Below are 24379 nucleotides of genomic sequence, written 5' to 3'. Positions count from 1 at the left end.
AAGCTCCTTCTCCCTAGCCCCACGTTGCCCGCGGCGGTGTGACCTTGGACTTGTCGGCCGAGGACAAGTGCACCGCGTGGACACCCGGCTTCTTCGACAGCTGATCCAAAAGGCTTTCCAGGTGCGCCTTGTCGGTGTGCCAGTGCTGAACCGACTCCGGCGCCTCCTGCAGTTCCGCCAGGACCGTCTTCAGTTTGTCCGGGGTCTTGTCGTCGTTGTCCGACGAGCGGCGGCCCAGCCCCCGGGTGGGGCTTGCGGCGACCGCGCGGGGCACAGCGCCACCCAGCGCTCCACCGGCCAGGCCCGCCAGGCCCATCTGACCGAGGGCACCGGCGCCGGCCTCGACCGTCGGCGCGGCACCCGCGCTGGTGTACTCCAACACGGTGGCGGCCAGCTTGACCGCGGGACTGGCGACGGCCCAGCTCGGCGGTACCGACAACGCCCCCGCCAGACCCGCATTGCCGAGACCTGCGGTCACCGCAGACGCGCCAACGGCTCCTACGGCCGGGGTGCTCGAACCCAGCGAAGCGAACAGCGGCCCTTCGAGTTCGACGGCGGTGTCACCCCACGTCCGTGCCGTTGCCACCAGGCCCAAACTGAGGCTCAGCAACGTGTCGTTGACCGGGCGGATGCCTTTGGTGACGAACTCGATGTTCGCGGCGATCTTCGCCAACGGCGTGGAATTCAGGTTGTTCAACCATGTCGCCAATGACGACGGATCGGCCGCCGGCAGTGCGGAAGGCGATGCGAAGCTTTGCAGCGTTCGCGGGGTCGACGACATCAGCTGCGCCAAGGCCGACTGCGCGTTGGCAGGCGCCGTACCGGCGGCTTGGGCGACCGCGCCTGATTGGCCGGCTCCTCCCGCTGGGTTGGTGGTTTGCGGTGGCGCGTTGAAGGGCTTCAATTGCGCAGCGATCGCCGAAGATCCGGCGTAGCCGTACATCGCGGCGGCGTCTTGCGCCCACATCTGTGCGTACTCCGCCTCGGTGGCCGCGATCGCGGCGGTGTTCTGCCCGAGAAGGTTCGTCGCCACCAGCGACGCCAGCCGGCCGCGGTTCTCCGCGATCGCCACCGGGGGCACCGTCGCGGTGAATGCGGCCTCGTACGCCGCCGCGGCCGCTCTGGCTCGCGAGGCGGCCTGTTCGGCTTGAGCGGCGGTCGTGCTCATCCACGCCGCATACGGCGCGGCCGCACCGGCCATGGTCAGCGAGGACGGCCCCTGCCAACCGCTGGTCAAGTTCGAGATCACCGACTCATACGACGTCGCCGCAGAGTGCAGTTGGGCGGCCAACCCATCCCATGCCGACGCCGCGGCCAACATTGAGCCTGCGCCTTCACCGGCGTACATTCGACCAGAGTTGATCTCCGGCGGAAATGCTCCGAAATCCATTGTCACTCCTTGCTCTTCGCGATAAGTAGTGCGTGCTATTCCTGCGGGTCGTCCGCGTTGATGACGATGATCGTGGCCGTGGTCGCGACGCGCCCGAAACCGCCGCCGATGCCCGTTGCCCGCGCGGAGCCACCGCCGGTGGCGGCCATGGCGCGCCCGGCCAGACCCGACGCGGCCATGCTGGAGAACAGCGATCCCTCTCCCTCGGCCGCGAGGGCCGAAGGAGCGCCGGCAAAGGCGGTTTGTGGAATCACCGTGGCGACCGGCCGGATCTCCGGGGCGGCCGCCGCCCATCCCGGCGGCACCGACAAGCGCCCGACGACGCCGGCACGACCGATGCCCGGCGACATTCCGGTTCCAGCGGCTCCTCTCGGCGAGCTCACCATTTGCGTCCCCGAATTGACCTCGCCGCCCAACCGCCCCAGCGCCGACCGGTCCCGGTCCAGCCTTTGCCGGGCACTGTTCACATTCGCCACGTTTTGGGGCACCAGGTAGTTTTCGACGCCCAGCAGATACGGGCTGCCCCCGATGCCGAACAATGACACCGGACCCAACGGGCCCGTAAGCGCCGAGTCGAATGCCGACAGCAGCGATGGTGGATCGGCGGCGGCAGGCGTTGTCAGGGTCTGCAACGATTGGGGCGCGGCCGACATCAGCTGCGGGAGAGTCGATTCCGTGTTCATCGCGACCGAGCCGCCGGTGGCCTGCGCGACGGCGGCGGCCTGTCCCGCGGCCCCGGCCGGATTGGTGCTACGCGGCGGCGGGGCGAATGGCGTCACCTGCGCGGCGGCCGCCGAGGCACCGGCGTAGCCGTACATCGCCGCGGCATCCTGGGCCCACATCTCGGCGTACTGGGCCTCGGTGGCCATGATCGCCGGGGTGTTCTGACCCAGAAAATTGGTCGCGATCAGCGCCATCAACTGCGCCCGATTGGCCGCGATGACCGGTGGCGGCACCGTCGCGAGGAACGCCGCCTCGTACCCGACCACCGCCGCCCTCGCCTGGTTGGCGGTCTGCTCGGCCTGGGCGGCGGTCGCACTCATCCATGCCGCATACGGTGCCGCCGCGGCGGCCATCATGCTCGACGAAGGACCGCGCCACCCGGCGGTCAGGTTCGAGATCACCGACTCGTAAGACGCTGCGGCGGCGTGCAACTGGGCTGCGATTCCGTCCCAGGCCGCGGCGGCGGCCAGCATCGGCCCCGCCCCGGGGCCAGAGTACATTCGACCGGAGTTGACCTCCGGCGGCATCACTCCGAAATCCATTGCTATACCTCATAACTCGGTGCGCGACACCCGAGGGCGACGTGAGTCGACCGCTGCATCGCCTGAATGATTTGATGAACTTCTGTAACCGCGCCCTATCGACGCACGACTCGGCCGGATCGTGAGAGCGGTTATCCGCTGCGGCCCCGGCGATGTGCCGTTATCGTTGTAGCGCAGGGTGATTCAACGACGGGAACATGCATCCCACGGCAGAGCTGACATGCCTAGTACCGATGCCGCGACCAGATACGTTGCCGCGGTGTGAACTTGCTAGCTGGACACCGGTGTGCGCATCATCGGCGTGACGAAGCGACGCCGACCGTCGTCGACATGACGGTCAAAGCCGAAGGCTAGGAACCCCGGTTGCGCCACGGGCGGTGCCGCCGACGCTGCAGATAGGACTCGACGCGGCGGTTGTGCGTATTGGCGATGATTTCAATTGCGCGCCAGCTGTCTTGGCGTGTTTGCTCACGGGCGATCGAGGCGAGGCACAGCCGCACCCGCCCGAGCGGGCGGCCAGCCAAGGGGGTAAAACTGCGCGGGGCGATCGGACAAGCGCTCACCGCCGTCGATGACGGCGAACCCTCATCGACAGATCTCATCGCGGTGCTCCTGCTGCGTATCAGATAAATGACAGACCACGATCGTACTTATCCCGGTCAGGCCGTGTCCAGTTTGAGTTCACGCCATACCAGCAGGTCGGCGCCCGTCCGCACCTCCGCAAACCCGCTCACGATCCCCCACCGGAGCGGCACCCCGAAATGCCCAGAGCAAATGCAATCAAGTCCCACAAACCGCCGGAATGCGGACTACCATCGATACCGTGCGCGTAAGGGAAGACACGTAGCGACCGTCGCTTCGTTGGGGCATAGCACTTGCCGGGCCTGCGATGCGGAAGCTAGTCGCCACACAGATGGCCGTTGGGGCTTTAATGCTCAGCGGGGCGATCGCCCACGCTGAGGACCAGCCGCCACCGCCTCCTCCGGCCCCTTCGTTCTACGCACCGAAGTGCCTGAGTTTCGACCCCAATCCGCCGGCGCACTGGAACTACCTGCCGTGCGGATGGACAACGGATGGCAAGCGGTGGATTCCGCTGCCTCCGTAGCCGATACCGCGTGACCTCGCCCCGCGAAATCCCCTCAGCCGCTGACTAACTGGCCTTGAGGTGTCCGCCTCCCCGGCAGCTAACGCCGCAGACGCCCGCATCCCCCCGGGCGTCTGCGAGCGAAAGCGCCTGGTCAATCGGGAGCCCGCTGCAATCCAAACCGTTGACCACCAGGCCCAGACTGATGGCGCCGTCCGCGCGGGCGCTTTCGATGCACACCTCGATGTCTCGGAGCCCCGGCCTGCCCACGGTCCAGTAGTCCGGGCGGTGGCCGTCGAACACCGTGTGATCGTCCGCGCCGTCACCGTTGTCCCGCAGTTCGCCCGCCGATGAGGCAGGCACGTCGTCGGGTAACGCGGCCGCGGCGAGAGGAGTGAGCGGATCAGCAAGACCGCAACAGTTGTCGTGATACTCCAAGGCGATCATCATCGCCCTCCTCTCACTAGACCATCGTATCTTCGACGGCGACGTTTCCTACGGCAACACGGTGTGCATCAGCATCACGTCGTACGCCGACCACAGCGACAGGTTGAAGTACAGGTCCCGTCCCGACGACCAGGGATGGATCATCGGCGCATAGATGCCGCCGGGCATCTGGAACGAGGACACCAGCGGTTGCGGGGGACTCCACGGCCCCTGCGGCGCCGGCGCGGTCCGTGCGATGACGTCGTTGCTGCCGCCGTCGGTGTAGAGCACCAGGTACTGCTTGAGGTAACTGTTGTACTGGGCCGACATTTCGCCCACCGGCGCCGGGAAGATCGGCGTCGCCGCACCCGGATTGTTCGGGACCCAACGACCGCCCTCGTCGCCGTTCCAGTACTGGTACTTGGTCAGGTCGGGCAACTGGTTCGGTGGAACCCGCGACAGGAAGGCCGCGCCGCCGCGACCCGACGGCGTCCCGAACTGGTAGATGTAGCCGTCCTTGCCCTTCAAGAAGGCGCCCATCTGGAAGTTCTCGTTTCCAGGCGTAAACCCGGCTCCCGGAATGGCATCCGCGGACGCCGTGCGGATCGTGGTGGGGAAGATCCCCCAGTTCTGGCCGTTGTCGTTGGACCGCGCGATCGCCGAATAGTTCGTTGTCCATTCGCCGTCACGGCCCCACTGGCGGATGGACATGTAGCTCATGTACTGGGTTCTGCCCATCGACATCGCCCCGGTCGGAATGATTCCCGTCTCGTGCGCGGCCTTGTGGATGGTGTTGACGACCTGTTTGGAGAGCCCGGGCGCCCACACCGGCGAGCCGGAATACTTGTCGTTCGGCACGCCGTCGGCGATGTGGATTCCCTTGGACAGATCGCGATCGTTGCTGCGGAACAGGGTGTTGTAGCGCCACTGCTGGCCGTGCACCTTGCAGTAGCCGAAGGTGTCACCGAAGGCCATCAGCACCTGGCGGTTGACGGGATCGCCGTTGTCCCAGGCAATCCCGAGGTCGGTGCCGGAGATGCCGAAACGTTGCAGCGTTTTGTTGGGGCCGTCCGGCCCGGTGACCCAGTCGACGAGGGACGTCGGGGCGCCCGCGATCGACGGAGGCGGCGGGCCCGGCTCGGGTTGCGGCTGCGGCACCGGGGCGGCGTTCGGCCGTAGCGGATTGGCGTTCGGCATTTGCGGGACCGCGGGCGCGGGCGGGTTGGGAGCCGGCGGCAGGACCTCGGCTTGCTGTTGCAGCGGCGCGGAGGGTCCGGGTCCCGGCGTCGGCCCCTCGGCTCGCGGATGGACCGGCGCGGAGTAGCGCTGCCCCGGCGTCGCCGGCTTGAGCAACGACGAGATCAGCGGACCCAGCCTCGGCAGCGGCGCCTGGTCATTCGTGTGACTGGGCCTGCGCCCAGTCGGCGGCTGCACGACCGGCTGAGGCGCGGGCATCGCCGGCTGCGCGGCGGGAGGGTCGACGTTTGCCTCGGGGGCACCACACGGCGTGGCGTGGGCGGTAGGCGCGGGCCCCACCACGAGGACGAATCCGACAGCGGCCGCCGACGCCATCGATAGCGACACACTTCGAAGAATCGCCGACATGTAACACCTTTCGAGGGGTAGGACACCGCGCTGACGTCCGTAGTTGGCTCATGTGACGATAGTGATCTGCGGGGCATATGTGACCAACGATGAGCCGATAGGTATGCATCCGTGACCGTGTCGCAACGCGGCAGTCGCCGCCCCGACTTCCCTCGCGTGGCATTAGCTGGAAGCAACATGCAAGCTGTTAATCGACGTTTCTGATTTTGCCAACGCTGCCACTGGCTGGGTCGGGTGTCGACCCGGAAGATGTCACGATGGACCGCAGACCGACCCGCCCCGGGGGGTGAGCCCGCCCCGGGCCTTTCACCCGGTCGCCAAGAGCCGGTCGCGTCCGCACAAGTGGCCGCCGGCCCCCGCGGGGTCGTCGCCGGCCGGGGGTTGACGTCGCGGCTACTTTGCTGGGACGGCCGCAAAACGAACGGCCGACGGGTGCGCATATCGGCTTACACCGCAGCCTCGTGCGACGCCACGATGCGGGGTGGCCGCTTCGCGGTGGGACTGGCCGCACGACGGCGCAACCCCACCACATCGCCGCAGCTCAGACTTCCGGCCGACCGCCTGCCCGAGTGCCCCGCGCGCACCCGGAAAAGGTGAATCGACGTTAACCGGACCCGGCGCCGTCGGCGGCCCGGCATCAACGAGACGTCAAATAGATTGAGGCCGCATGTTTGTCGGCACCGCTGGGGGGCAATGATCCAACAGTAGGCGAGTGCGTCGGCCGGCCTTCGCGCCCGCCTAGGTCCCGTCGGTTCAGCCCGAGAGCCGACGGGGCCGCCCTCTTTGGACCAGCCAGGGACCCGCGCCGGCCCGCCGATAGGCCTCAACAACCGCCCCGCCCGGGAGTACCGTCGGCGTATGGATCGCTCCTCCGGTGTGTGGATTCTCGGCGGTTACCAAAGCGATTTTGCTCGCAACCTCACCAGGGAAGGCCACGACTTCGCCGCGCTGACCGCCGAGGTCGTCGACGCGACGCTGGCAACGGCCAAGCTGGACGCGGCCGGCATCGAAGTGGTGCACGTCGGCAACGCCTTCGGCGAGATGTTCGCCCGGCAGGGCCACCTCGGGGCGATGCCCGCCACGGTCTGCGACGGCCTCTGGGACACCCCGGCGTCGCGCCACGAAGCCGCCTGCGCCTCCGGCAGCGTGGCGGCGCTGGCGGCGATGGCCGATCTACGGTCGGGCGCCTACGACACCGCGCTGGTGGTGGGCATCGAGCTCGAGAAAACGGTCCCGGGCGACACCGCCGCGCAGCATCTGGGGGCCGCGGCATGGACCGGTCACGAGGGGGCCGACGCGCGCTACCTGTGGCCGTCCATGTTCGCCCGGGTGGCCGACGAGTACGACCGCCGGTACGGACTGGACGACGCGCACCTGCGGGCCATCGCCCAGCTCAACTTCGCCAACGCCCGCCGCAACCCCAACGCCCAGACCCGCGGGTGGACCGTCCCCGATCCCATCACCGACGACGACGACGCCAACCCGATCACCGAGGGCCGGCTGCGACGCTTCGACTGCAGCCAAATGACCGACGGCGGCGCGGGATTGGTGCTCGTCAACGACGCCTACCTGCGCAACCACCCCGACGCGCGCCCGATCGGCCGGATCGAGGGCTGGGGTCATCGCACCGTCGGGCTGGGGCTGCAGCAGAAACTGGACCGTGCCGGCGACGATCTCTACGTGTTGCCGCATGTGCGGGCGGCGGTGCTCGACGCGCTGCGCCGGGCGGGGCGCGGCCTCGACGACATCGACGGGTTCGAGGTGCACGACTGCTTCACTCCCAGCGAGTACTTGGCCATCGACCACATCGGGTTGACCGGCCCGGGCGAGTCATGGAAGGCGATCGAAAACGGCGAGATCGAGATCGGGGGGAGGCTGCCGATCAATCCCAGCGGCGGGTTGATCGGTGGCGGGCATCCGGTGGGCGCCTCCGGGGTGCGGATGCTGCTCGACGCGGCCAAGCAGGTCAGCGGCGCCGCCGGCGACTATCAGGTCGACGGTGCGCAAACCTTCGGGACCCTCAATTTCGGCGGCAGCACCGCCACCACCGTGAGTTTCGTTGTCAGCAAAGGCGGTTGAGATGGACTTGCCAAAAGATATAGCGATCGTCGGCAAGTTCCTGTCCACCCTTCCCGAGGACGACGACCACCCCTACCGGACGGGCCCGTGGCGTCCCCAGACCACCGAGTGGGACGCCGACGACCTGGCCGCGGTCGAGGGTGAGATCCCGGGCGACCTGGACGGCGTCTATCTGCGCAACACCGAGAACCCGCTGCACCCCGCGTTCAAGACCTATCACCCCTTCGACGGCGACGGCATGCTGCACGTGGTCGGCTTCCGCGACGGAAAGGCCTTCTACCGCAACCGTTTTATCCGCACCGACGGATTCCTGGCCGAGAACGAGGCCGGCGGGCCGCTGTGGCCGGGGCTGGCCGAGCCCGTGCAACTGGCGCAGCAAGGCTGGGGCGCGCGAACGCGGATGAAGGACGCGTCGAGCACCGACGTCATCGTGCATCGCGGCGTCGCGCTGAGCAGTTTCTACCAGTGCGGCGACCTGTACCGAATCGACCCGTATTCGGGTGACACGCTCGGCAAGGAGTCCTGGAACGGGCGCTTCCCGACCGCGTGGGGCGTGTCCGCACACCCCAAGGTAGACAACGCAACCGGTGAACTGCTGTTCTTCAACTACAGCAAGCAAGACCCGTACATGCATTACGGTGTCGTCGACGAGCGCAACGAACTGACTCACTACGTCGACATCCCGCTGCCCGGTCCGCGCCTCCCCCACGACATGGCGTTCACCGAAAACTACGCCATTCTCAACGATTTCCCGTTGTTCTGGGATCCTCAGCTGCTCGAGCACGACGTGCACCTGCCGCGCTTCCACCCCGACATCCCGTCGCGGTTCGCGGTGATCCCGCGCCGCGGCGGGACCGAGGACATTCGCTGGTTCGAGGCCGACCCCACGTTCGTGCTGCACTTCACCAACGCCTACGAGGATGGCGACGAGATCGTGCTCGACGGCTTCTTCGAAGGCGACCCGTCCCCGCTCGATACCGGTGGAACCAAGTGGGACAAACTGTTCCGCTTCTTAGCCCTGGATCGCCTGCAGGCACGCCTGCACCGGTGGCGTTTCAACCTGGTCACCGGCGAGGTGCGCGAAGAGCGGCTCTTCGAATCCGTCACCGAGTTCGGCACCATCAACCCCGGCTACGCGGCCGCCGACTACCGCTACGTCTATGCGGCCACGGGCAAGCCGGGTTGGTTCCTGTTCGACGGCCTGGTCAAACACGACCTGCGCACCGGAACCGAGGAGCGGTTCTCGTTCGGGGACGGCGTCTACGGCAGCGAGACCGCGATGGCACCGCGCGTCGGCGGCACCGGCGAAGACGACGGCTACCTGATCACGCTCACCACCGATATGAATACCGACGCCTCGTATTGCCTCGTGTTCGACGCCACCCGCCCCGGCGACGGGCCGGTGTGCAAACTCCCACTGCCGGAACGGATTTCCAGCGGCACCCACTCGACCTGGGCGCCCGGCTCCGAGCTGCGCCGCTGGGACACCGCCGAGTCCGCCGCGGACGCGATCGGACTGTGATGAGCACCGACCAGCACAAGCACCACCGCACGACGCACTGGCCGCCGCAGTTGGCCCCCATCGGCGGCATCCGCTTCGCGCGCCGCTCCTCGCACTTCGCGGAAACGGTGCGGTTCTACCGCGACCTCGTCGGCCTGCCGCTCTACGAGACGTTCGAGGACAGCTACGGCAGCAACGGCGCGATCTTCGGGCTCCCCAGCTGGAACCTCACCATGGAGATCGTGCAGGCCGCCGACGACGTCGCGGTGGACCCCCATGAACAGCTCTGTCTTTATTTTCCGAACCCCCAAGCACAACGAGCCGCACTCGCGCGCCTGCACGACGCGGGCGTCGAACCCGTCGACCAGCACCCGTACTGGGCGGCCACGGGCGCGATCACCTATCGGGATCCCGACGGGCGCGAGATCGTATTCGCGCCCTTCGTGTTCGGCGTCAACGAGCCCGACACCAGCGCCGCTTCGGGGAAGCACGAGTTCCCGTCGGCGTGAGGGCTCAGCGCCGCGGCCGTCCCGAGGCCAACGCCGAGATCACCGCCACGATCGAGCACGCTGCGGCGCACACCGCGCCGCCCGCACCGACGTAGAGGCCGTATTCGGCCGACACCGGCGGGTTGACGTTGAGCTTGTAGTACCACACCGTCAGCGCCACGATCAACAGCGAAATCAGCAGCGCCGCAACCGAAGCGAGCTTCACCGACAATCCTCGGCCCATCATTGCGCCGGCCACCAGCAGGGTCGAGGCCAGCAGCACGATGAGCTGGCCGGCGCCGAACCCCGGGGGCAGTTCCAAGTTGCCGTGGGCGCCTCCGATGGCGTTGGCCCAGCCCCCGCCGTTGACCGCCGTCCTCAGCCACGGCAGCCACGCGCTGGCCGAAACCACCACGGCGAAAAACGCCACCAGCCAACCGGGGCGCAGTCGGCGAGTCATGGTAGCGAGGTTAACCGACTCCGCCGCCGGTCCGCGGCACCGAGCGTCGTCCTAGCGTGGCGGCGCTCGTCGGCTAGGCCTGCAGCGATGACAGGTTGAACGGGGCGCCCGTCGGATCGGTCGCGGCGGCCAGCCGTCCATACGGGGTGTCCTCGGCGTCGCGCACCACAGCGCCGCCGTTGTCGACGATCACTCGCAGGGTCTTGTCGACGTCCTCGGCGCCGAAGAAGGTCACCCAGTTCGACGGGACGGCCTCGGGTAGCAGCGAGGCGCCGTCCATCACGCCGAGCAATTGCTCGTCGCCGAACCACGCTGTGGTGTAGCGGAATTCGTCGGTATCGGACTCGGATTCGGTACGCCAGCCGAGGACGTCGCGGTAGAAGTCGAGGGCCGCACCGTAGTCGCGGGTGGTCAGCTGATGCCAGACGGGGGCGCCGGCCGCTCCGATGATCTCGAAACCGCGGTGCTGCAGCGGCTGCCACAAACCGAACGTCGCGCCGGCGGGGTCGGTCGCCAGGCCCATATGGCCCTTGGCGGGCACCTCCATCGCCATGCAGACCGAACCGCCCGCCCCGGTCACCGCGGCCAGCGTGGTCTGGATGTCGGCGGTGTGGAAATAGGTAACCCAGCGGTCCGGCGCCTCGGCCCCGGCCCGGTTGGCCATGATCCCGGCGACGGGGTGGCCGCCCTTGGCTGCGTTGACATATCCGCCGTACTCGGGCCCGGCGGATTCGAACGTCCAGCCGAAGACCGTGCCGTAGAAATCCTGGGCGCGGGCGACGTCGGACGTGGTCAGATCGATCCAGCATGGGGCGCCCAGCGGGGCGCTGTCACGAATAGGCATGGTGACCTCCTGATGATGTGTCCCCGGAAGAAAGGGGGTTCACACTATCGACCGCGCCCGAGGCGAAAACTCATCGGCGGGCGATCAGCGATGCCCGTTGCTGCTCGGATCGGGCCGGGTGAACACCGTCACGAAGTTCTCCAGCGACTGGTCGATATCGCCGCGCAGTGCGGCGGCGACGATCATGCCGATGGGGCCGAACAGTGCGGGGCCACCGAGGTGCACGTCGAAACTGACGAGGGAGCCGTCCCCTTTGGGCTGGATCTTGGCCATCAGCTTGACCTTGACCCCGCCGACTCCGTCGCCGTTGAGCGTCATGCCCTCGGGTGGCTTGTAGCGCACGACCGTCCATTTGATCCGGTTGGGCATGCCCTTGACCTCGACAATCGACTCGACGACCGAGCCCTTCTCGATCTCGTCGGGCAATGCGCTGCGCCACACCCGGTGGATGGTCAGCCAATCCTTGTACCGGGACAGGTCGGAGGCGTGCTGCCAGGCCACCTCGGGCGGCAGCGGGACATCGATGGATCCGGAAAGCTTGGCCATGGCTCAGTTCTGCTGGTCGCCCGTGTCCGCGGCGCCGGCCGCCTTCTTCGCCTGCTCCTGCACCTGGTGAATGGTGTCGGAGTATTTGCCCTGCGTCTTTTCGTCGACGAACTCGCCTGCCTTGTCGATGGCCGTCTCGACCTTGTCGGCGTTCTGCCACAACAGATCCTTGGCCTTGTCCAGGAATCCCATGTGCCCTCCCTTTTTCCGGCATCGTACTTGCCCGGTGAAACCGGCCGGCGCCGAGTTCGCTGTGCTCAGCGCCACAGCCGCGGCTGCACGCCCAGCATCCTGGCGCGGATCCACCACATGGCCTCGACCGCGGCTACGCCCAGCAGACCGATCCCCAGCGCGGTCGCGGTCACCGTGACATTGGACGGATCCAGCAGGAACTGCTTGCGGGCCAGGGGGAGGCTGAAGATCACCACATACGCCAGGCCCGAGACGATTACGAGCGCCACCCGCCACCACTGGTAGGGCCGTGCGACCACCGCGAGCACCCACAGGGCCGTCATGAGCAAGGTGATCAGGGCCGCGGTCGACGCCTGATCCTGTTGCTGGAAGCCGGCGTGCCGGCCAGGGTAGGCGGCCAGGTACGACGCGAAGGTCGCGGTGCCGACGATCAGCCCGGACGGCAGCGCCGAGCTCAGCACCCGGCGCACGAAACCGGGCTCGGCGCGCTCGATGTTGGGCGCCAGGGACAGGATGAACGACGGTATTCCGATGGTGAACCACGCCGCGATGGTGACGTGGATCGGCTGGAACGGATACAGCAACGGATCGGCTTTCAACGCTTTGGAAAACAGGCATTCGATGCCCACCAACAACGCCAGCAGCACCGAGTACACCGTCTTGGTCAGGAACAGGTTGGCGACCCGCTCGATGTTGCCGATCACGCGTCGGCCCTCGCCGACCACGTACGGTAGCGTGGCAAACCTGTTGTCCAGCAGGACGATCTGTGCGACGGCACGGGAAGCCGGGCTGCCGGCCCCCATCGCGACGCCGATATCGGCGTCCTTGAGGGCCAGGACGTCGTTGACGCCGTCGCCGGTCATCGCGACCGTGTGCCCGCGCGATTGCAGGGCGTGTACGACGGCGCGCTTCTGATCGGGACGCACCCGGCCGAAGGTGGTGTGGGTGTCCAGCGCGTCGGCCAATTGCGCGGGGTCCGAGGGGAGTTGGCGCGCATCCATCGTCTCGCCGCGCAACCCGAGCTTGTCGGCGACGGCGCCGACAGAAACGGCGTTGTCCCCGGACAACACCTTGACCGAAACACCCTGATCGGCAAAGTATTCCAGCGTCTCGTGGGCGTCAGGTCGGACCTTCTGTTCGAGCACCACCAGCGCGACCGGGGTGACGTCCCCCGGTGCGCTGGGGTGGTCGACGGCCACGTCGGCGGCGCCCACCAGCAGGACCCGCAAGCCCTGCGACCCGATCCGCTCGGCCTGTTCGGCCGCCGCCGACGCCGGCTCGAGCAACACGTCGGGCGCCCCCATCACCCAGTCGCCGTGCCCTTCGAAGGACACCCCGCTCCACTTGGTGGCGGACTTGAAAGGTGCTGTCGCCGTGGCGGTCCAGCCCGGCGACTCGTGATAGGTCTCGGCGATCGCGCGCACGCTCGCGTTGGGTCGCGGGTCGGCGGCGGCCAACGCCGCCAGCACGTCGCCGATCCGATCGCGGTGCGCGTCCTCGTCGAGCTCGTCCACCCGGGCGACCCGCATGCCGCTTTCGGTCAGGGTGCCCGTCTTGTCGGCGCAGACCACGTCGACCCGCGCGAGCCCCTCGATGGCGGGCAGCTCCTGCACCAGGCAGCGGCGCTGGCCCAGCCGGACCACCCCGACCGCGAACGCGACCGACGTCAGCAGCACCAGCCCTTCGGGCACCATCGGCACCAGGGCGCCCACCGTCCGCAGCACGGACTCCTGCCAGCCCGCGTGCGTGGTGAACAGCTGGGTGTAGATCGTCAGCAGGCCGGCCGGCACCAGAAGGTAGGTGATGAACTGCAGGATGCGGTTGATGCCGTTGCGCAGTTCGGATTTCACCAACGTGAACTTGCTGGCTTCCTCGGCGAGTTTGGCCGCGTAGGCGTCCGGGCCGACCTTGGTGGCCCGGTAGGCGCCGGCGCCCGCAACGACGAAACTGCCCGACATCACCGCGTCGCCGACGGCCTTGGCGATCGGGTCGGCCTCACCGGTCAGCAGTGACTCGTCGACCTCCAGGTTCGCCTCTTCGATGATCTCTCCGTCGACGACGACCTGATCGCCGGGCCCGAGCTCGATGATGTCGTCGAGCACCACCTCCTCGGGCGGGACCGCACGCGTCCCGGATTGCCTGCGCACCACGGGTTTCGCCTGACCCACGATCGCGAGCTTGTCCAGCGTCTGCTTGGCCCGGATTTCCTGGACCATGCCGACGACGCTGTTGGCGATGATCAACAGTCCGAACATCCCGTTGATCAGCGAGCCGGTCGCCAGCACGATCAGCAGTAACACTCCCAGGATCGCGTTGATCCGGGTGAACACGTTGGCCCGCACGATATCGGTGATGCTGCGCGTCGCCCGTTTCCGCACGGCGTTGCTCTGGCCGTCGGCGACCCGCTGCGCCACCTCGGCGTCGGTCAGGCCGGTGATCAGTGAGGAGCTCATCGGGCGAAGGTCCCCAGCTTCTCGGTGTCGTAGTACTCCAGATTCAGGGTGTCGTTGGAGAAGACCGCTTTGGAAATCGTTCCGGGTGGGGCGTTTTCGTCGGTCAGCGGGAAGGTGAAGGTGTCGCCGTCCCAATGGGTGAGGGCGACCGTGTGGTTTTTCGGGCCCATCGCCAAGTGCAGGGCGCCGTCGCGTTCGGTCACGACGGCCGGGCCCCAGTAGTCGCTGGCGTACACGCCTGCATAGTCGCGAAGCGGCTTGGCCGGGGCGGGTTTGGGCGGGGGCTGCTTGCCGACCAGCGAGCCCACCGGATTGTTCAGCCAGCCGATCGCCTTCTGGTACAAGGGACCCCAGTCCTCGCGGATCTGGCCGTATTGGACGAGGTCCATGAATTCGGCGGTCAGGGTTTCCGGGATGCCGTAGGGCGCGCCGTTGGTCAGCGCGATGATGCCCACGTCTTCCGAGGGCATCACCACGAAGTTCGTCGCCGCCCCCAAAGCGAAAGCGCCGGAATGGCTGTATTCGGTGCGGCCCGAGGAATCGACCGACGCGTTGAAACCGTATCCGTAGAACCCGGTGCGCGCCTTGGGCGTCGTCGCGGGTGTCGACACCGTCTGCGGACTGATGGCCGGCAACAGGTCTTCCGGCGCGGCGATCCGCCGCCCGTCGTGAGTCCCGTTGCCCAGCAACATCATCAGCCAACGGGCCATGTCGTTGACCGATGAGCTGAGGCCGCCCGCGGGTGACTGGGGATCGGGATCACGCTGGAAGCGGGCCTCCCACTTGCCGGCGACCTTGACGTGGTTGACCGCGTGATTGGGCCGGGCGAGGAAGTCGGCGAAGCGTGAGCTCGTCGACGTCATTTTTAGCGGGCGGTAGAGCGCCTCGTCGGACAGGTCCTCCCATGACTTGCCGGCCGCGGCCGCCACGGCCTCCGCGCCGGCGGTGATCCCATAGTTGGTGTAGGCGTAGCTGATCCGGAAGGGTGCCAGCGGCAGATACCTGAGTCGCTCGAGGGTCTGACGACGGTCGTAGCCCAGGTCTTCGAGTTTGTCGCCCGCGTGATCGGGCAGCCCGGAGCGATGCGAATACACGTCGGCGACGGTCACATGGCTACTGACATAGGGATCGCCGAGCGTGAACCAGGGCAACTTGGCGGCCACTGGGGTGTCCCAGGTGACGACGTGATCGCTGACCTCGTGCGCGATCACCGTCGCGCCAACCGATTTGGACACCGAAGCCAGCTGGAAGACGGTGTCGGCGTCCACCTTGTTTCCTTGCCCCTCGCCCTTGCTCACATCCTTGACACCGAAACCCTTGGCGTACAACACTTTCCCGCCGTGGACGACGGCGACCGCCATTCCCGGCACGCCGGTGTTCTTCATCAGGTCGCCGACCAGGCCGTCGATCTTGGCGACGGCATCGTCGATGCGGCCGGCAGGAATCGCCACGCCGGCCACTTGGTTGGGCGCGACGTCAGACAGTGTGGACGGGGCCCCGGCGGTCGGCTGCGCGGAGCCGCATCCCGTCAATCCGAGCAGCACCGAGATGGCAGCGACCGCGCGTTTGGTCATGGCGCACTCTAACGCGGTGGGGTTGCCGGACTCCGGAATCAGAGCTGCCACCACGGGTTCGATTTCACCGGGGCCGCGAGATCAATGCGCTGGCCCGGCACCGGAACCGCCACGTTCACCTGCTCGGGCTCCGCGGCGGCGAGCAGCCGCTCGACCGGCTCGGCCCACGGGTGCGGGGCCAACCGGAAGGTGCCCCAGTGGATCGGCACCAACAGCCCCCCGTCGGTGACGTCCAGGTGCGCCCGCAGCGCCTCCTCGGGGTTCATGTGCACGTCGGGCCACGCCGTGTTGTAGGCCCCGATGGGCAGCAGGGTCAGGTCGAACGGTCCGTGGTCGGCGCCGATCTGGGCGAAGCTCTTCGTGTACCCGGTGTCGCCGCCGAAGTACGCGCGATGGGTCGGCCCGCGAAAGACCCACGACGCCCACAGCGTCGTGTTGCGATCCAGGAAGCGCCCCGAAAAATGCCGCGCCGGCACGCACACCACGGTGAGCTCGTCGACCGTCGCGCTCTGGTGCCAATCGAGCTCGACGATGCGGTGCTCGGGTATCCCCCACCTGCGAAGGTGGGCGCCGACACCGAGCGGAACGAAGAACGGGGACCGCTGCGTGCGGGCCAACGCCCGAATCGTGTCGATGTCGAGGTGGTCGTAGTGATCGTGGCTGATCACCACCGCGTCGACGGCGGGCAACCCCTCGAGTTGAATCGGCGGCGGGTGCAGCCGCTGCGGCCCGACGACGTCCGACGGCGAACACCGGTCGCTCCACACCGGATCGGTGAGCACCCGGTAGCCGTCGATTTCCACCAGCGCCGTGGAGTGGCCGAACCAGCTGACGGCCAGCCCGCTCGGATCCGCGCGGAAGACCCCGGGGGCCGTCAGCGGGATCGGCCCGCGCGGCCGGCTTCCACCCCGGTTGCCCACCAGCTCCCACGCGATGAGCCGCAGTTGCTCGCGGTCCATCTTGGTTTCCGAGGCGGGCTCGAGGTTGACGAAGACGCCGTCGCGACAGTTCGGGGACCCCGCGGTCGCCGCGGCGATCGATGCGGGGTGGGCGCCGAGGGCGTCCGGCGCGCCGTGCAGCGCGCGCAGCAGCCAACCCCCGCCCGCCAGCGACGCCGTGCCGGCGATCAGCCGTAGCGTCCCCCGCATGGCTCGTCAGGCCCCCTGGAACTTCGGTGGCCGCTTCTCGATACGCGCGACCTGGGCCTCGATGACGTCCTGGCTGCCCCACGCCTTGTCGAAAAGCTCCTTGTGCACCGGGTCGGCCTCCTCGATGGCGCCGTCGTCGTTGAGCACCCGCTTGGCGTGCTGGATCGCCAACGGGGCCAGGCCGGCGATCTCGGCGGCCCAGGCCTGGGCGTCGGACAGCGTCCCGATGCGGTTGGCCATCCCGGTCTGCAGGGCCACGTCGGCCGTCAGCTTTTCGGCGGCCAGCAGCATCGCGCGGGCCCGGCCGTGACCGACCAGTGAAGCCAGGCGCCGGATGCTCCAGTTGTCAAGGGCCAGACCGTATTTCGATGTGGGGAATTGGAAGAAGGCGTCCGGCGCGACGACCCGGAGATCGCATTGCATGGCCAGCTGCAGGCCCGCGCCGATGGCGGGGCCGTTGATGGCGCCGATCACCGGGATGAGGGTGGCGTCCAAGACCCTGTGCAGCTCGATGAGGCGGTCGGGATAGTCGGCGGCGAATGCGTCACCGCTCAGGTCCGCGCCGGCGCAAAACACCGTGCCCTGCCCGGTCAGCACGATCGCCCGGGTGGAGCCGTCGCCCGCCTTCAGCACGGCCTCGCGCAGCTCCTCGACGAGCTGGGAGTTCAAGGCGTTGCGGCGCTCGGGGCGCTGCAACTCGATGGTCAAAACCGCTTCGGCCTGGCTGACACCGATCATGGCAGCCACCCTATATAGCCTCGTCACGTGAGTCGTATCACGGCTGGTCAACTACGCGACGCGGTCCTGGACGAGAATTCCTTCATCCGCTGGGACAGCGAGCCGCTCGCCGTGCCGGCCAGCGCCGCCTATGCGCGAGAGCTGGCCAATGCCCGCGCCGCGACGGGCCTGGACGAATCCGTGCTGACCGGCGAAGGGCGCATCTTCGGGCGCCGGGTCGCGGTGGTGGTCTGCGAATTCGGCTTTCTGGGTGGCTCGATCGGGGTGGCCGCCGCCGAACGGATCACCGCGGCGGTGCAGCGGGCGACCGCCGAGGGGCTGCCGCTACTGGCCTCGCCGAGCTCCGGCGGCACCCGCATGCAAGAGGGCACGGTCGCGTTCCTGCAGATGGTGAAGATCGCCGCGGCCGTCCGGCTGCACACCCGGGCTCACCTGCCCTACCTGGTCTATCTGCGCAATCCGACCACCGGTGGGGTCTTCGCGTCGTGGGGCTCGCTGGGCCACGTCACGCTCGCCGAACCGGGCGCGTTGATCGGCTTCCTCGGACCTCGCGTGTACCAGCTGCTCTACGGCGAACCGTTCCCCGAGGGCGTGCAGACCGCGGAGAACCTGCAGCGGCACGGCGTGATCGACGACGTCATCCCGCTCGACGAGCTGCGCCCGACGCTGGACCGAGCGATGACCGTCATCGCCGACCCGCCCGGGCCGCTGCCCACGCCGCCACCACCCGAACCGACACCCGACGTCGCGGCGTGGGATTCGGTGGTGGCATCGCGGCGTCCGGACCGGCCGGGCGTCGGACTTCTGTTGCGGCACGGCGCAACCGACCAGGTGCTGTTGTCGGGGACCGGCCGGGGAGAGGCGGCGACGACGCTGCTGGCGCTGGCCCGATTCGCCGGTCAGCCGGTGGTGGTGCTCGGCCAGCGGCGGATAGCGGGCGGCCGGGCGAGCACCGTGGGCCCCGCGTCGTTGCGCGAGGTCCGGCGCGGCATGGCGCTGGCCGCCGAGTTGCGCCTGCCGCTGGTGCTGGTGATCGACACGGCGGGACCGGCGCTGTCGGCCGACGCCGAACAGGGCGGGCTCGCCGGGCAGATCGCCCAGTGCCTGGCCGAGCTGGTGACCCTGGACACCCCGACGGTCTCCGTGCTGCTGGGCCAGGGCAGCGGCGGGCCGGCGCTGGCGATGGTGCCGGCCGATCGGGTGTTGGCCGCGCTGCACGGCTGGCTGGCGCCGCTACCGCCGGAAGGCGCGAGCGCGATCGTCTTCCGCGACACCGATCACGCCGCCGAACTTGCCGCCGCACAAGGCATCCGGTCGACCGACCTGTTGGCGTCCGGGATCGTCGACGTCGTCGTCGCGGAACATCCCGATGCCGCCGACGAGCCCGTCGAGTTCTCGCGGCGACTCTCACGCGCCATCGCCGCCGAGGTGCAGGCGTTGCGCGGGATACCCGCCTCCGAGCGGCTGGCCGCCCGGCTGCAGCGCTACCGCAACATCGGTCTGCCCTGAAACGCTGGCGCCTTCGCCGCGACACGTAACTCAGACACAAGAATCGCCGACGCGCGCGTGCGTGGTTTATGTCTGGCCAACCCAACAGCGACACGTCGCGTCTTACGCGCATGGACGGACCCATCGTCGGCAGCGAGGCCCTGCGACAGCGCAAACTGACCCGGTATCAGCTGAGGACCGAGTTTCGCGCGATCTATCCCGACATCTACCTGGCGCGTCACGTGGCGCCCTCGCTCCGAATGCGGTCGGAAGCGGCGTGGCTATGGACGCGGCGACGCGGTGTGCTCGCTGGGCTGGCCGCGGCGGCGCTGCACGGCGCGAATTGGATCGACGAGGACGAACCGGTCGAATTGATCTGGAGTAATCAACACGCCCCTATGGGCATAGTGACCCGCAATCAGCGGTTGCGAGACAATGAAATCACGTGTGTCGCAGGGCTTCCGGTGACCACGGTTGCGCGGACGGCATTTGACTTGAGCTGTCGTCTCCCCACCGGAGAAGCGGTGGCCCGCCTCGACGCGCTGATGCGCGCCACGCCCTTTTCCGTCGAGGATGTTTTGCTGGTGACCAAGGGACACCCGCGTGCTCGCGGCCTTCGGCGGCTACGGGAGGCACTTCCCTTGGTCGATCCAGGCGCGGCATCGCCCAAGGAAACCTGGCTGCGCTTGCTGATCGTCAACGCGGGGCTGCCCACTCCCGAGACTCAGATACCGGTGGTCATGCATTACCGGACCGTGGCACTGCTCGACATGGGCTGGGAGCGGTTCAAGGTAGCGGTCGAATACGACGGGGACCAACACCGCACCATGCGGCGCCAATATGTGCGGGATCTCCGGCGACTCAGCGCGTTGCAGGATTGCGGGTGGATCGTTATCAGGGTCATTGTCGAGGACCGACCAGAAGCCGTTATCGGAAAAATTCGCGAGGCGCTGCACCGCCGCGGATACCGCGACACGTAACTCAGACACCAGAATCGCCGACGCGCGCGTGCCTGGTTTATGTCTGGCCGTGACGCGGACCGGCCGAGGCGAAGCGCGCCTAGCCCCGCGACGGTGGTGCCTCCCGCATCCATAGGCGGCAATCAGGCAAGATGGGCGGCATGGACACAGGAGCTAGCTCACCTCGGGTCTTGGTCGTCGACGACGACTCCGATGTGCTCGCGTCGCTGGAACGTGGCCTGCGCCTGTCCGGGTTCGAGGTGTCGACCGCGGTCGACGGCGCCGAGGCGTTGCGCAGCGCCACCGAAACGCGGCCGGACGCGATCGTGCTCGACATCAACATGCCGGTGCTGGACGGGGTCAGCGTCGTCACCGCGCTGCGCGCCATGGACAACGACGTCCCGGTCTGCGTGCTCTCCGCCCGCAGCTCGGTCGACGACCGGGTGGCGGGCCTGGAGGCCGGCGCCGACGATTACCTGGTCAAACCGTTCGTGCTGGCCGAGCTGGTCGCGCGGGTCAAAGCGCTGCTGCGCCGCCGCGGCGCCACCGCCACCTCCTCGTCGGAGACCATCACGGTGGGACCGCTGGAAGTCGACATCCCCGGCCGGCGGGCTCGCGTCAACGGCGTCGACGTCGACCTGACCAAGCGGGAATTCGACCTGCTGGCGGTGCTGGCCGAACACAAGACCGCGGTCCTGTCCCGTGCGCAGCTACTCGAGCTGGTATGGGGCTATGACTTTGCCGCCGACACCAACGTCGTCGACGTCTTCATCGGATACCTGCGCCGCAAGCTCGAGGCCCACGGCGGGCCCCGGCTGCTGCACACCGTGCGCGGAGTGGGATTCGTGCTGCGCATGCAGTAACCCGGTCGAGCGGCCATGAACTTCCTGTCCCGGATCCTGACCCGTACGCCGTCGCTACGGGCCCGGGTCGCGGTCGCGACGGCGATCGGCACCGCGATCGTGGTGGTGATCGCGGGGGCGGTCGTGTGGTTCGGCATCACCAGCGCCTGGAAGGAGCGGCTGGACCGCCGCCTGGACGAGGCGGCCGGTTTCGCCATCCCCTTCCTGCCCCGGGGCCTCGACGACATCCCGCGCGCACCCCACGACCAGGACACCGTGATCACCGTCCGGCGCGACGGCCAGGTCAAGTCCAACTCGGACGTCACACTGCCGCCGCTGGAGGTGGGGTATGCAGACACCTACATCAACGGGGTGCGCTATCGCGTCCGAACCTTGGAGGTCGCCACGCCGCAGCCGGCGACGGTGGCAGTGGGCGCGACGTACTACGACACGATCGCCCAGACCAACAACCTGCATCGCCGGGTGATCCTGATCTGTGCGCTGTCGATCGGCGCGGCGGCGGTGTTCGCTTGGCTCCTGGCGGCTTTCGCGGTGCGGCCGTTCAAACGCCTGGCCCAGCAAGCCCGTTCGATCGACGCCGACGAACGGCCGCAAGTGGCGGTGCGCGGTGCCACCGAGGCGGTCGAGATCGCCGAGGCCATGCGGGGCATGCTGCAGCGCATCTGGACCGAGCAGGACCGGACCAAGGATGCGCTCGCGTCTGCGCGCGACTTCGCCGCCGTGTCCTCGCACGAGCTGCGCACCCCCCTGACCGCGATGCGCACCAACCTCGAAGTGCTCTCCACCCTGGACATGCCGGACGAACAACGCAAAGAGGTGCTGGGCGACGTCATCCGCACGCAGTCGCGCATCGAGGCCACGCTGACCGCCCTCGAGCGCCTGGCCCAGGGCGAGCTGTCGACGTCCGACGATCACGTGCCGGTCGACATCACCGAGCTGCTCGACCGCGCCGCCCACGACGCCACCCGCGTCTACCCCGGGGTCGACGTCTCACTGGTGCCCTCGCCCACCTGCATCATCGTCGGGCTGCCGGCCGGCTTGCGCCTCGCGGTCGACAACGCGATCGCCAATGCCGTCAAGCATGGCGGCGCCACCCGCGTCGAGCTGTCGGCGGTCAGCTCCCGCGCCGGCGTGGAGATCGCCATCGACGACAACGGGCGCGGCGTCCCGGAGGACGAGCGCCAGGTGGTGTTCGCGCGGTTCTCCCGCGGATCGACGGCCTCGCATTCCGGGTCGGGCCTGGGATTGGCCTTGGTAGCCCAGCAGGCCGAGCTGCACGGCGGGACTGCCGAGCTGGAAAGCAGCCCGCTGGGCGGTGCGCGGCTGGTGCTGCGACTACCCGGACCCAGTTAGCCGCGGGCCGTCGGCGGCTATCCGCCCCCTCCCGAGTCGGGCAGACTGGAGCGATGGCCAACGGCAGCAAACCCACCGACAACGACACCCTGGCACACATCCGCGAACTGGTCGCCGAAGAAAAAGCGCTGCGGGCCCAACTGCAGCGCGGTGACATCGACACGTCGGAGGAACATGACCGCCTTCGGCGCATGGAGATCGAACTCGACCAGTGCTGGGATCTGCTGCGGCAGCGCCGGGCGCTCCGCGAGAGCGGCGGCGACCCGCGCGAGGCGGAGGTGCGGCCGCCCGACGAGGTCGAGGGCTACCTGAGCTGAGCGGCCACGCGGACGCCGACGACGCGGTGGACGTCGCCGTCGTCGGGGGCGGGCACAACGGCCTCGTCGCGGCGGCCTACCTCGCGCGGGCCGGCCTGCGGGTGCGCCTGCTGGAACGGCTGGAACAGACCGGCGGGGCCGCGATCTCGGCGCAACCCTTCGACGGGGTCGGCGTCCGGCTGTCGCGCTACTCCTATCTGGTCAGCCTGCTACCGAGCCGCATCGTCGAGGACCTGGGCGCCGGGATTCGGCTGGCCCGGCGTCCCTATTCGTCGTACACGCCCGACCCCGCCACCGGCGGCCGCAGCGGGCTGCTGATCGGGGCGCCCGGTAACACCTTCGCCGCCATCGGCGCGGCCGACGACGCCCAGGGCTTCGCGGACTTCTACCAGCGCTGCCGGCTGGTGACCGAGCGGCTGTGGCCGACGCTGCTCGAACCGCTGCGCAGCCGCGAGCAGGCCCGCCGCCACGTACTGGAAAGCAACGACCGCCGCGCGGCGGCCGCCTGGGAAGCCCTGATCGAGGAACCGGTCGGCGAGGCCATCACCGACGCGGTGGGCAACGACCTGGTTCGCGGGGTGATGGCCACGGACGCCCTCATCGGCACCTTCGCGCGCCTCGACGATGAGTCGTTGACGCAGAACGTCTGCTTCCTGTACCACGTGCTCGGCGGCGGCACCGGGGACTGGGACGTCCCGATCGGCGGGATGGGCGCGCTGACCACCGCCCTGGCCGCGGCCGCCGTCGGCCACGGTGCCGAAATTATCAGCGGCGCAGAGGTTTACGCGCTCGACCCGAGCGGCGAAGTGCGCTATCGCAGCGGCGGCCATGAGCGCCGGGTCCGGGCCCGGTTCGTCCTCGCCGGCGTCACGCCCACCGTGCTGGCCGGGCTGCTCGGCGACGAACCGCCACCGGCGGACGGCGGCGCGCAGGTCAAGGTGAACATGGTGCTGCGGCGCCTGCCCCGCCTACGCGACCGGGGCGTCACACCCGACCAGGCCTTCGCCGGCACGTTCCACGTCAACGAGACCTGGACGCAACTGGATACGGCCTATACCCAGGCGGCCGCGGGGCAACCGCCGAATCCCCTGCCGTGCGAAGCGTATTGCCACTCCCTGACCGATCCCAGCATCCTGTCCGATGACCAGCGCCGCTCGGGCGCCCAGACGATGACGGTGTTCGGCCTGCACACCCCGCACGCGCTGTTCGGCGACGCCGACCCGGACGCGCTGCGCGATCGGCTCACCGACAAGGTGCTGGGATCGCTGAATGCTGTTCTGGCCGAACCGATTCAAGAACTGCTGCTGCACGATGCGCAGGGGCGCCCGTGCATCGAGACGACGACCACATCAGATCTCGAGCGCACCCTCGGCATGAGCGGCGGCAACATTTTCCACGGCGGGCTGTCGTGGCCGTTCGCCGATGACGACGATCCGCTGGACACCCCGGCGAGGCAGTGGGGCGTGGCCACCGCTCACGAACGAATCATGTTGTGCGGCTCGGGCGCTCGCCGCGGTGGGGCGGTGTCGGGCATCGGCGGGCACAACGCGGCGATGGCAGTGCTCGCCTCCCTCGCGACCAGGCAGAGAATCGCGTAAATCCCGCC

General features: G+C 68.5%; 23 protein-coding genes. 10 read left to right on the top strand and 13 right to left on the bottom strand.

Annotation, left to right across the window (positions count from 1 at the left end; all coding sequences use genetic code 11):
• Positions 1-13: 13 nt before the first annotated feature.
• The 3 genes from W7S_RS04505 to W7S_RS26750 form a co-directional block, all read right to left on the bottom strand.
• Positions 14-1390, bottom strand: coding sequence for a PPE family protein (locus tag W7S_RS04505; RefSeq protein WP_036428531.1), 1377 nt, complete (start codon positions 1388-1390; stop codon positions 14-16).
• Between the two features lie 35 nt (positions 1391-1425).
• Entirely contained in the window at positions 1426-2655 is a 1230-nt protein-coding gene (locus W7S_RS04500; protein WP_008253923.1) for a PPE family protein, read from the bottom strand.
• 350 nt (positions 2656-3005) lie between these two features.
• Entirely contained in the window at positions 3006-3257 is a 252-nt protein-coding gene (locus W7S_RS26750) for a hypothetical protein (protein WP_136244168.1), read from the bottom strand.
• Positions 3258-3544: 287 nt separating this feature from the next.
• On the opposite strand from W7S_RS26750, the gene W7S_RS27750 reads away from it, so the two are divergent.
• Positions 3545-3760, top strand: a complete 216-nt coding sequence (locus W7S_RS27750; protein ID WP_080587915.1) for a hypothetical protein — start codon at positions 3545-3547, stop codon at positions 3758-3760.
• A 45-nt stretch (positions 3761-3805) separates the two neighbouring features.
• Here the strand turns inward: W7S_RS27750 and W7S_RS04495 are convergent, their stop codons facing one another.
• Entirely contained in the window at positions 3806-4186 is a 381-nt protein-coding gene (locus tag W7S_RS04495) for a hypothetical protein (protein WP_036429140.1), read from the bottom strand.
• A 48-nt stretch (positions 4187-4234) separates the two neighbouring features.
• Complete coding sequence (locus tag W7S_RS04490; RefSeq protein ID WP_036428525.1) at positions 4235-5770, bottom strand: DUF4185 domain-containing protein; 1536 nt, start codon at positions 5768-5770, stop codon at positions 4235-4237.
• A gap of 858 nt (positions 5771-6628) precedes the next feature.
• Between W7S_RS04490 and W7S_RS04485 the strand changes: the two genes are divergently transcribed.
• Genes W7S_RS04485 through W7S_RS04475 form a run of 3 tightly spaced genes read left to right on the top strand, consistent with a single transcriptional unit; the run spans position 6629 to position 9859 of the window.
• Positions 6629-7849 carry an acetyl-CoA acetyltransferase gene (locus W7S_RS04485; protein ID WP_036428523.1) on the top strand — a complete coding sequence of 407 codons (1221 nt, stop codon included), beginning with the start codon at positions 6629-6631 and terminating at the stop codon, positions 7847-7849.
• A gap of 1 nt (position 7850) precedes the next feature.
• Positions 7851-9371, top strand: a complete 1521-nt coding sequence (locus tag W7S_RS04480) for a carotenoid oxygenase family protein (RefSeq protein WP_008253916.1) — start codon at positions 7851-7853, stop codon at positions 9369-9371.
• On the top strand, positions 9371-9859 hold the full coding sequence (locus W7S_RS04475; RefSeq protein ID WP_008253915.1) for a VOC family protein: 489 nt from the start codon (positions 9371-9373) through the stop codon (positions 9857-9859). Before W7S_RS04480 ends, W7S_RS04475 begins: the two co-directional genes overlap by 1 nt.
• A gap of 4 nt (positions 9860-9863) precedes the next feature.
• Here W7S_RS04475 and W7S_RS04470 read toward each other — a convergent pair whose 3' ends face one another.
• The 8 genes from W7S_RS04470 to W7S_RS04435 form a co-directional block, all read right to left on the bottom strand.
• Positions 9864-10298 carry a hypothetical protein gene (locus W7S_RS04470; protein ID WP_008253914.1) on the bottom strand — a complete coding sequence of 145 codons (435 nt, stop codon included), beginning with the start codon at positions 10296-10298 and terminating at the stop codon, positions 9864-9866.
• Between the two features lie 73 nt (positions 10299-10371).
• Positions 10372-11142 (bottom strand): VOC family protein, encoded by a 771-nt coding sequence (locus W7S_RS04465; protein WP_008253913.1) that lies wholly within the window; start codon positions 11140-11142, stop codon positions 10372-10374.
• Between the two features lie 84 nt (positions 11143-11226).
• Positions 11227-11688, bottom strand: a complete 462-nt coding sequence (locus W7S_RS04460; RefSeq protein WP_008253911.1) for an SRPBCC family protein — start codon at positions 11686-11688, stop codon at positions 11227-11229.
• 3 nt (positions 11689-11691) lie between these two features.
• Positions 11692-11880: an antitoxin gene (locus W7S_RS04455; protein ID WP_008253910.1), complete on the bottom strand. Its 189-nt coding sequence runs from the start codon at positions 11878-11880 to the stop codon at positions 11692-11694.
• Positions 11881-11945: 65 nt separating this feature from the next.
• The gene (locus W7S_RS04450) at positions 11946-14333 is read right to left on the bottom strand and encodes a cation-translocating P-type ATPase (RefSeq protein WP_014711030.1); all 2388 of its coding nucleotides are present in this window, start codon (positions 14331-14333) and stop codon (positions 11946-11948) included.
• On the bottom strand, positions 14330-15907 hold the full coding sequence (locus W7S_RS04445) for a serine hydrolase (RefSeq protein ID WP_014381859.1): 1578 nt from the start codon (positions 15905-15907) through the stop codon (positions 14330-14332). Before W7S_RS04445 ends, W7S_RS04450 begins: the two co-directional genes overlap by 4 nt.
• Positions 15908-15945: 38 nt before the next feature.
• Entirely contained in the window at positions 15946-17055 is a 1110-nt protein-coding gene (locus W7S_RS04440; protein ID WP_009957318.1) for an MBL fold metallo-hydrolase, read from the bottom strand.
• Between the two features lie 6 nt (positions 17056-17061).
• On the bottom strand, positions 17062-17793 hold the full coding sequence (locus tag W7S_RS04435; RefSeq protein ID WP_014381858.1) for an enoyl-CoA hydratase: 732 nt from the start codon (positions 17791-17793) through the stop codon (positions 17062-17064).
• A 27-nt stretch (positions 17794-17820) separates the two neighbouring features.
• On the opposite strand from W7S_RS04435, the gene W7S_RS04430 reads away from it, so the two are divergent.
• From W7S_RS04430 to W7S_RS04405, 6 genes are all read left to right on the top strand, one after another.
• Positions 17821-19302 (top strand): carboxyl transferase domain-containing protein, encoded by a 1482-nt coding sequence (locus tag W7S_RS04430; protein ID WP_014381857.1) that lies wholly within the window; start codon positions 17821-17823, stop codon positions 19300-19302.
• Between the two features lie 110 nt (positions 19303-19412).
• Positions 19413-20261: an endonuclease domain-containing protein gene (locus W7S_RS04425; RefSeq protein ID WP_008253901.1), complete on the top strand. Its 849-nt coding sequence runs from the start codon at positions 19413-19415 to the stop codon at positions 20259-20261.
• 131 nt (positions 20262-20392) lie between these two features.
• Complete coding sequence (gene prrA / locus W7S_RS04420; RefSeq protein WP_008253900.1) at positions 20393-21103, top strand: two-component system response regulator PrrA; 711 nt, start codon at positions 20393-20395, stop codon at positions 21101-21103.
• A gap of 15 nt (positions 21104-21118) precedes the next feature.
• On the top strand, positions 21119-22456 hold the full coding sequence (locus W7S_RS04415; RefSeq protein WP_008253899.1) for a sensor histidine kinase KdpD: 1338 nt from the start codon (positions 21119-21121) through the stop codon (positions 22454-22456).
• Positions 22457-22509: 53 nt separating this feature from the next.
• A complete protein-coding gene (locus tag W7S_RS04410; protein WP_008253898.1) occupies positions 22510-22773 on the top strand; it encodes a DUF2630 family protein in 264 nt (87 codons plus the stop codon).
• 26 nt (positions 22774-22799) lie between these two features.
• Positions 22800-24371 (top strand): NAD(P)/FAD-dependent oxidoreductase, encoded by a 1572-nt coding sequence (locus W7S_RS04405; protein WP_008253897.1) that lies wholly within the window; start codon positions 22800-22802, stop codon positions 24369-24371.
• The last annotated feature ends 8 nt before the right edge of the window (positions 24372-24379 follow it).

Source organism: Mycobacterium sp. MOTT36Y, from assembly GCF_000262165.1.
Classification (GTDB): domain Bacteria; phylum Actinomycetota; class Actinomycetes; order Mycobacteriales; family Mycobacteriaceae; genus Mycobacterium; species Mycobacterium intracellulare.
This window is presented reverse-complemented; position numbering and strand designations above follow the sequence as displayed.

Bases quoted from the DNA above. Each gene is read 5' to 3' on its own strand.
- W7S_RS27750 (WP_080587915.1), top strand. From the start codon at position 3,545: ATGCGGAAGCTAGTCGCCACACAGATGGCCGTTGGGGCTTTAATGCTC.
- W7S_RS04475 (WP_008253915.1), top strand. From the start codon at position 9,371: ATGAGCACCGACCAGCACAAGCACCACCGCACGACGCACTGGCCGCCG.
- W7S_RS04425 (WP_008253901.1), top strand. From the start codon at position 19,413: ATGGACGGACCCATCGTCGGCAGCGAGGCCCTGCGACAGCGCAAACTG.
- W7S_RS04450 (WP_014711030.1), bottom strand. From the start codon at position 14,333: ATGAGCTCCTCACTGATCACCGGCCTGACCGACGCCGAGGTGGCGCAG.
- W7S_RS04440 (WP_009957318.1), bottom strand. From the start codon at position 17,055: ATGCGGGGGACGCTACGGCTGATCGCCGGCACGGCGTCGCTGGCGGGC.
- W7S_RS04465 (WP_008253913.1), bottom strand. From the start codon at position 11,142: ATGCCTATTCGTGACAGCGCCCCGCTGGGCGCCCCATGCTGGATCGAT.
- W7S_RS04415 (WP_008253899.1), top strand. From the start codon at position 21,119: ATGAACTTCCTGTCCCGGATCCTGACCCGTACGCCGTCGCTACGGGCC.
- W7S_RS04435 (WP_014381858.1), bottom strand. From the start codon at position 17,793: ATGATCGGTGTCAGCCAGGCCGAAGCGGTTTTGACCATCGAGTTGCAG.
- W7S_RS04485 (WP_036428523.1), top strand. From the start codon at position 6,629: ATGGATCGCTCCTCCGGTGTGTGGATTCTCGGCGGTTACCAAAGCGAT.
- prrA (WP_008253900.1), top strand. From the start codon at position 20,393: ATGGGCGGCATGGACACAGGAGCTAGCTCACCTCGGGTCTTGGTCGTC.
- W7S_RS04445 (WP_014381859.1), bottom strand. From the start codon at position 15,907: ATGACCAAACGCGCGGTCGCTGCCATCTCGGTGCTGCTCGGATTGACG.
- W7S_RS04470 (WP_008253914.1), bottom strand. From the start codon at position 10,298: ATGACTCGCCGACTGCGCCCCGGTTGGCTGGTGGCGTTTTTCGCCGTG.
- W7S_RS04460 (WP_008253911.1), bottom strand. From the start codon at position 11,688: ATGGCCAAGCTTTCCGGATCCATCGATGTCCCGCTGCCGCCCGAGGTG.
- W7S_RS04505 (WP_036428531.1), bottom strand. From the start codon at position 1,390: ATGGATTTCGGAGCATTTCCGCCGGAGATCAACTCTGGTCGAATGTAC.
- W7S_RS04455 (WP_008253910.1), bottom strand. From the start codon at position 11,880: ATGGGATTCCTGGACAAGGCCAAGGATCTGTTGTGGCAGAACGCCGAC.
- W7S_RS04480 (WP_008253916.1), top strand. From the start codon at position 7,851: ATGGACTTGCCAAAAGATATAGCGATCGTCGGCAAGTTCCTGTCCACC.
- W7S_RS04500 (WP_008253923.1), bottom strand. From the start codon at position 2,655: ATGGATTTCGGAGTGATGCCGCCGGAGGTCAACTCCGGTCGAATGTAC.
- W7S_RS04490 (WP_036428525.1), bottom strand. From the start codon at position 5,770: ATGTCGGCGATTCTTCGAAGTGTGTCGCTATCGATGGCGTCGGCGGCC.
- W7S_RS04410 (WP_008253898.1), top strand. From the start codon at position 22,510: ATGGCCAACGGCAGCAAACCCACCGACAACGACACCCTGGCACACATC.
- W7S_RS26750 (WP_136244168.1), bottom strand. From the start codon at position 3,257: ATGAGATCTGTCGATGAGGGTTCGCCGTCATCGACGGCGGTGAGCGCT.
- W7S_RS04495 (WP_036429140.1), bottom strand. From the start codon at position 4,186: ATGATCGCCTTGGAGTATCACGACAACTGTTGCGGTCTTGCTGATCCG.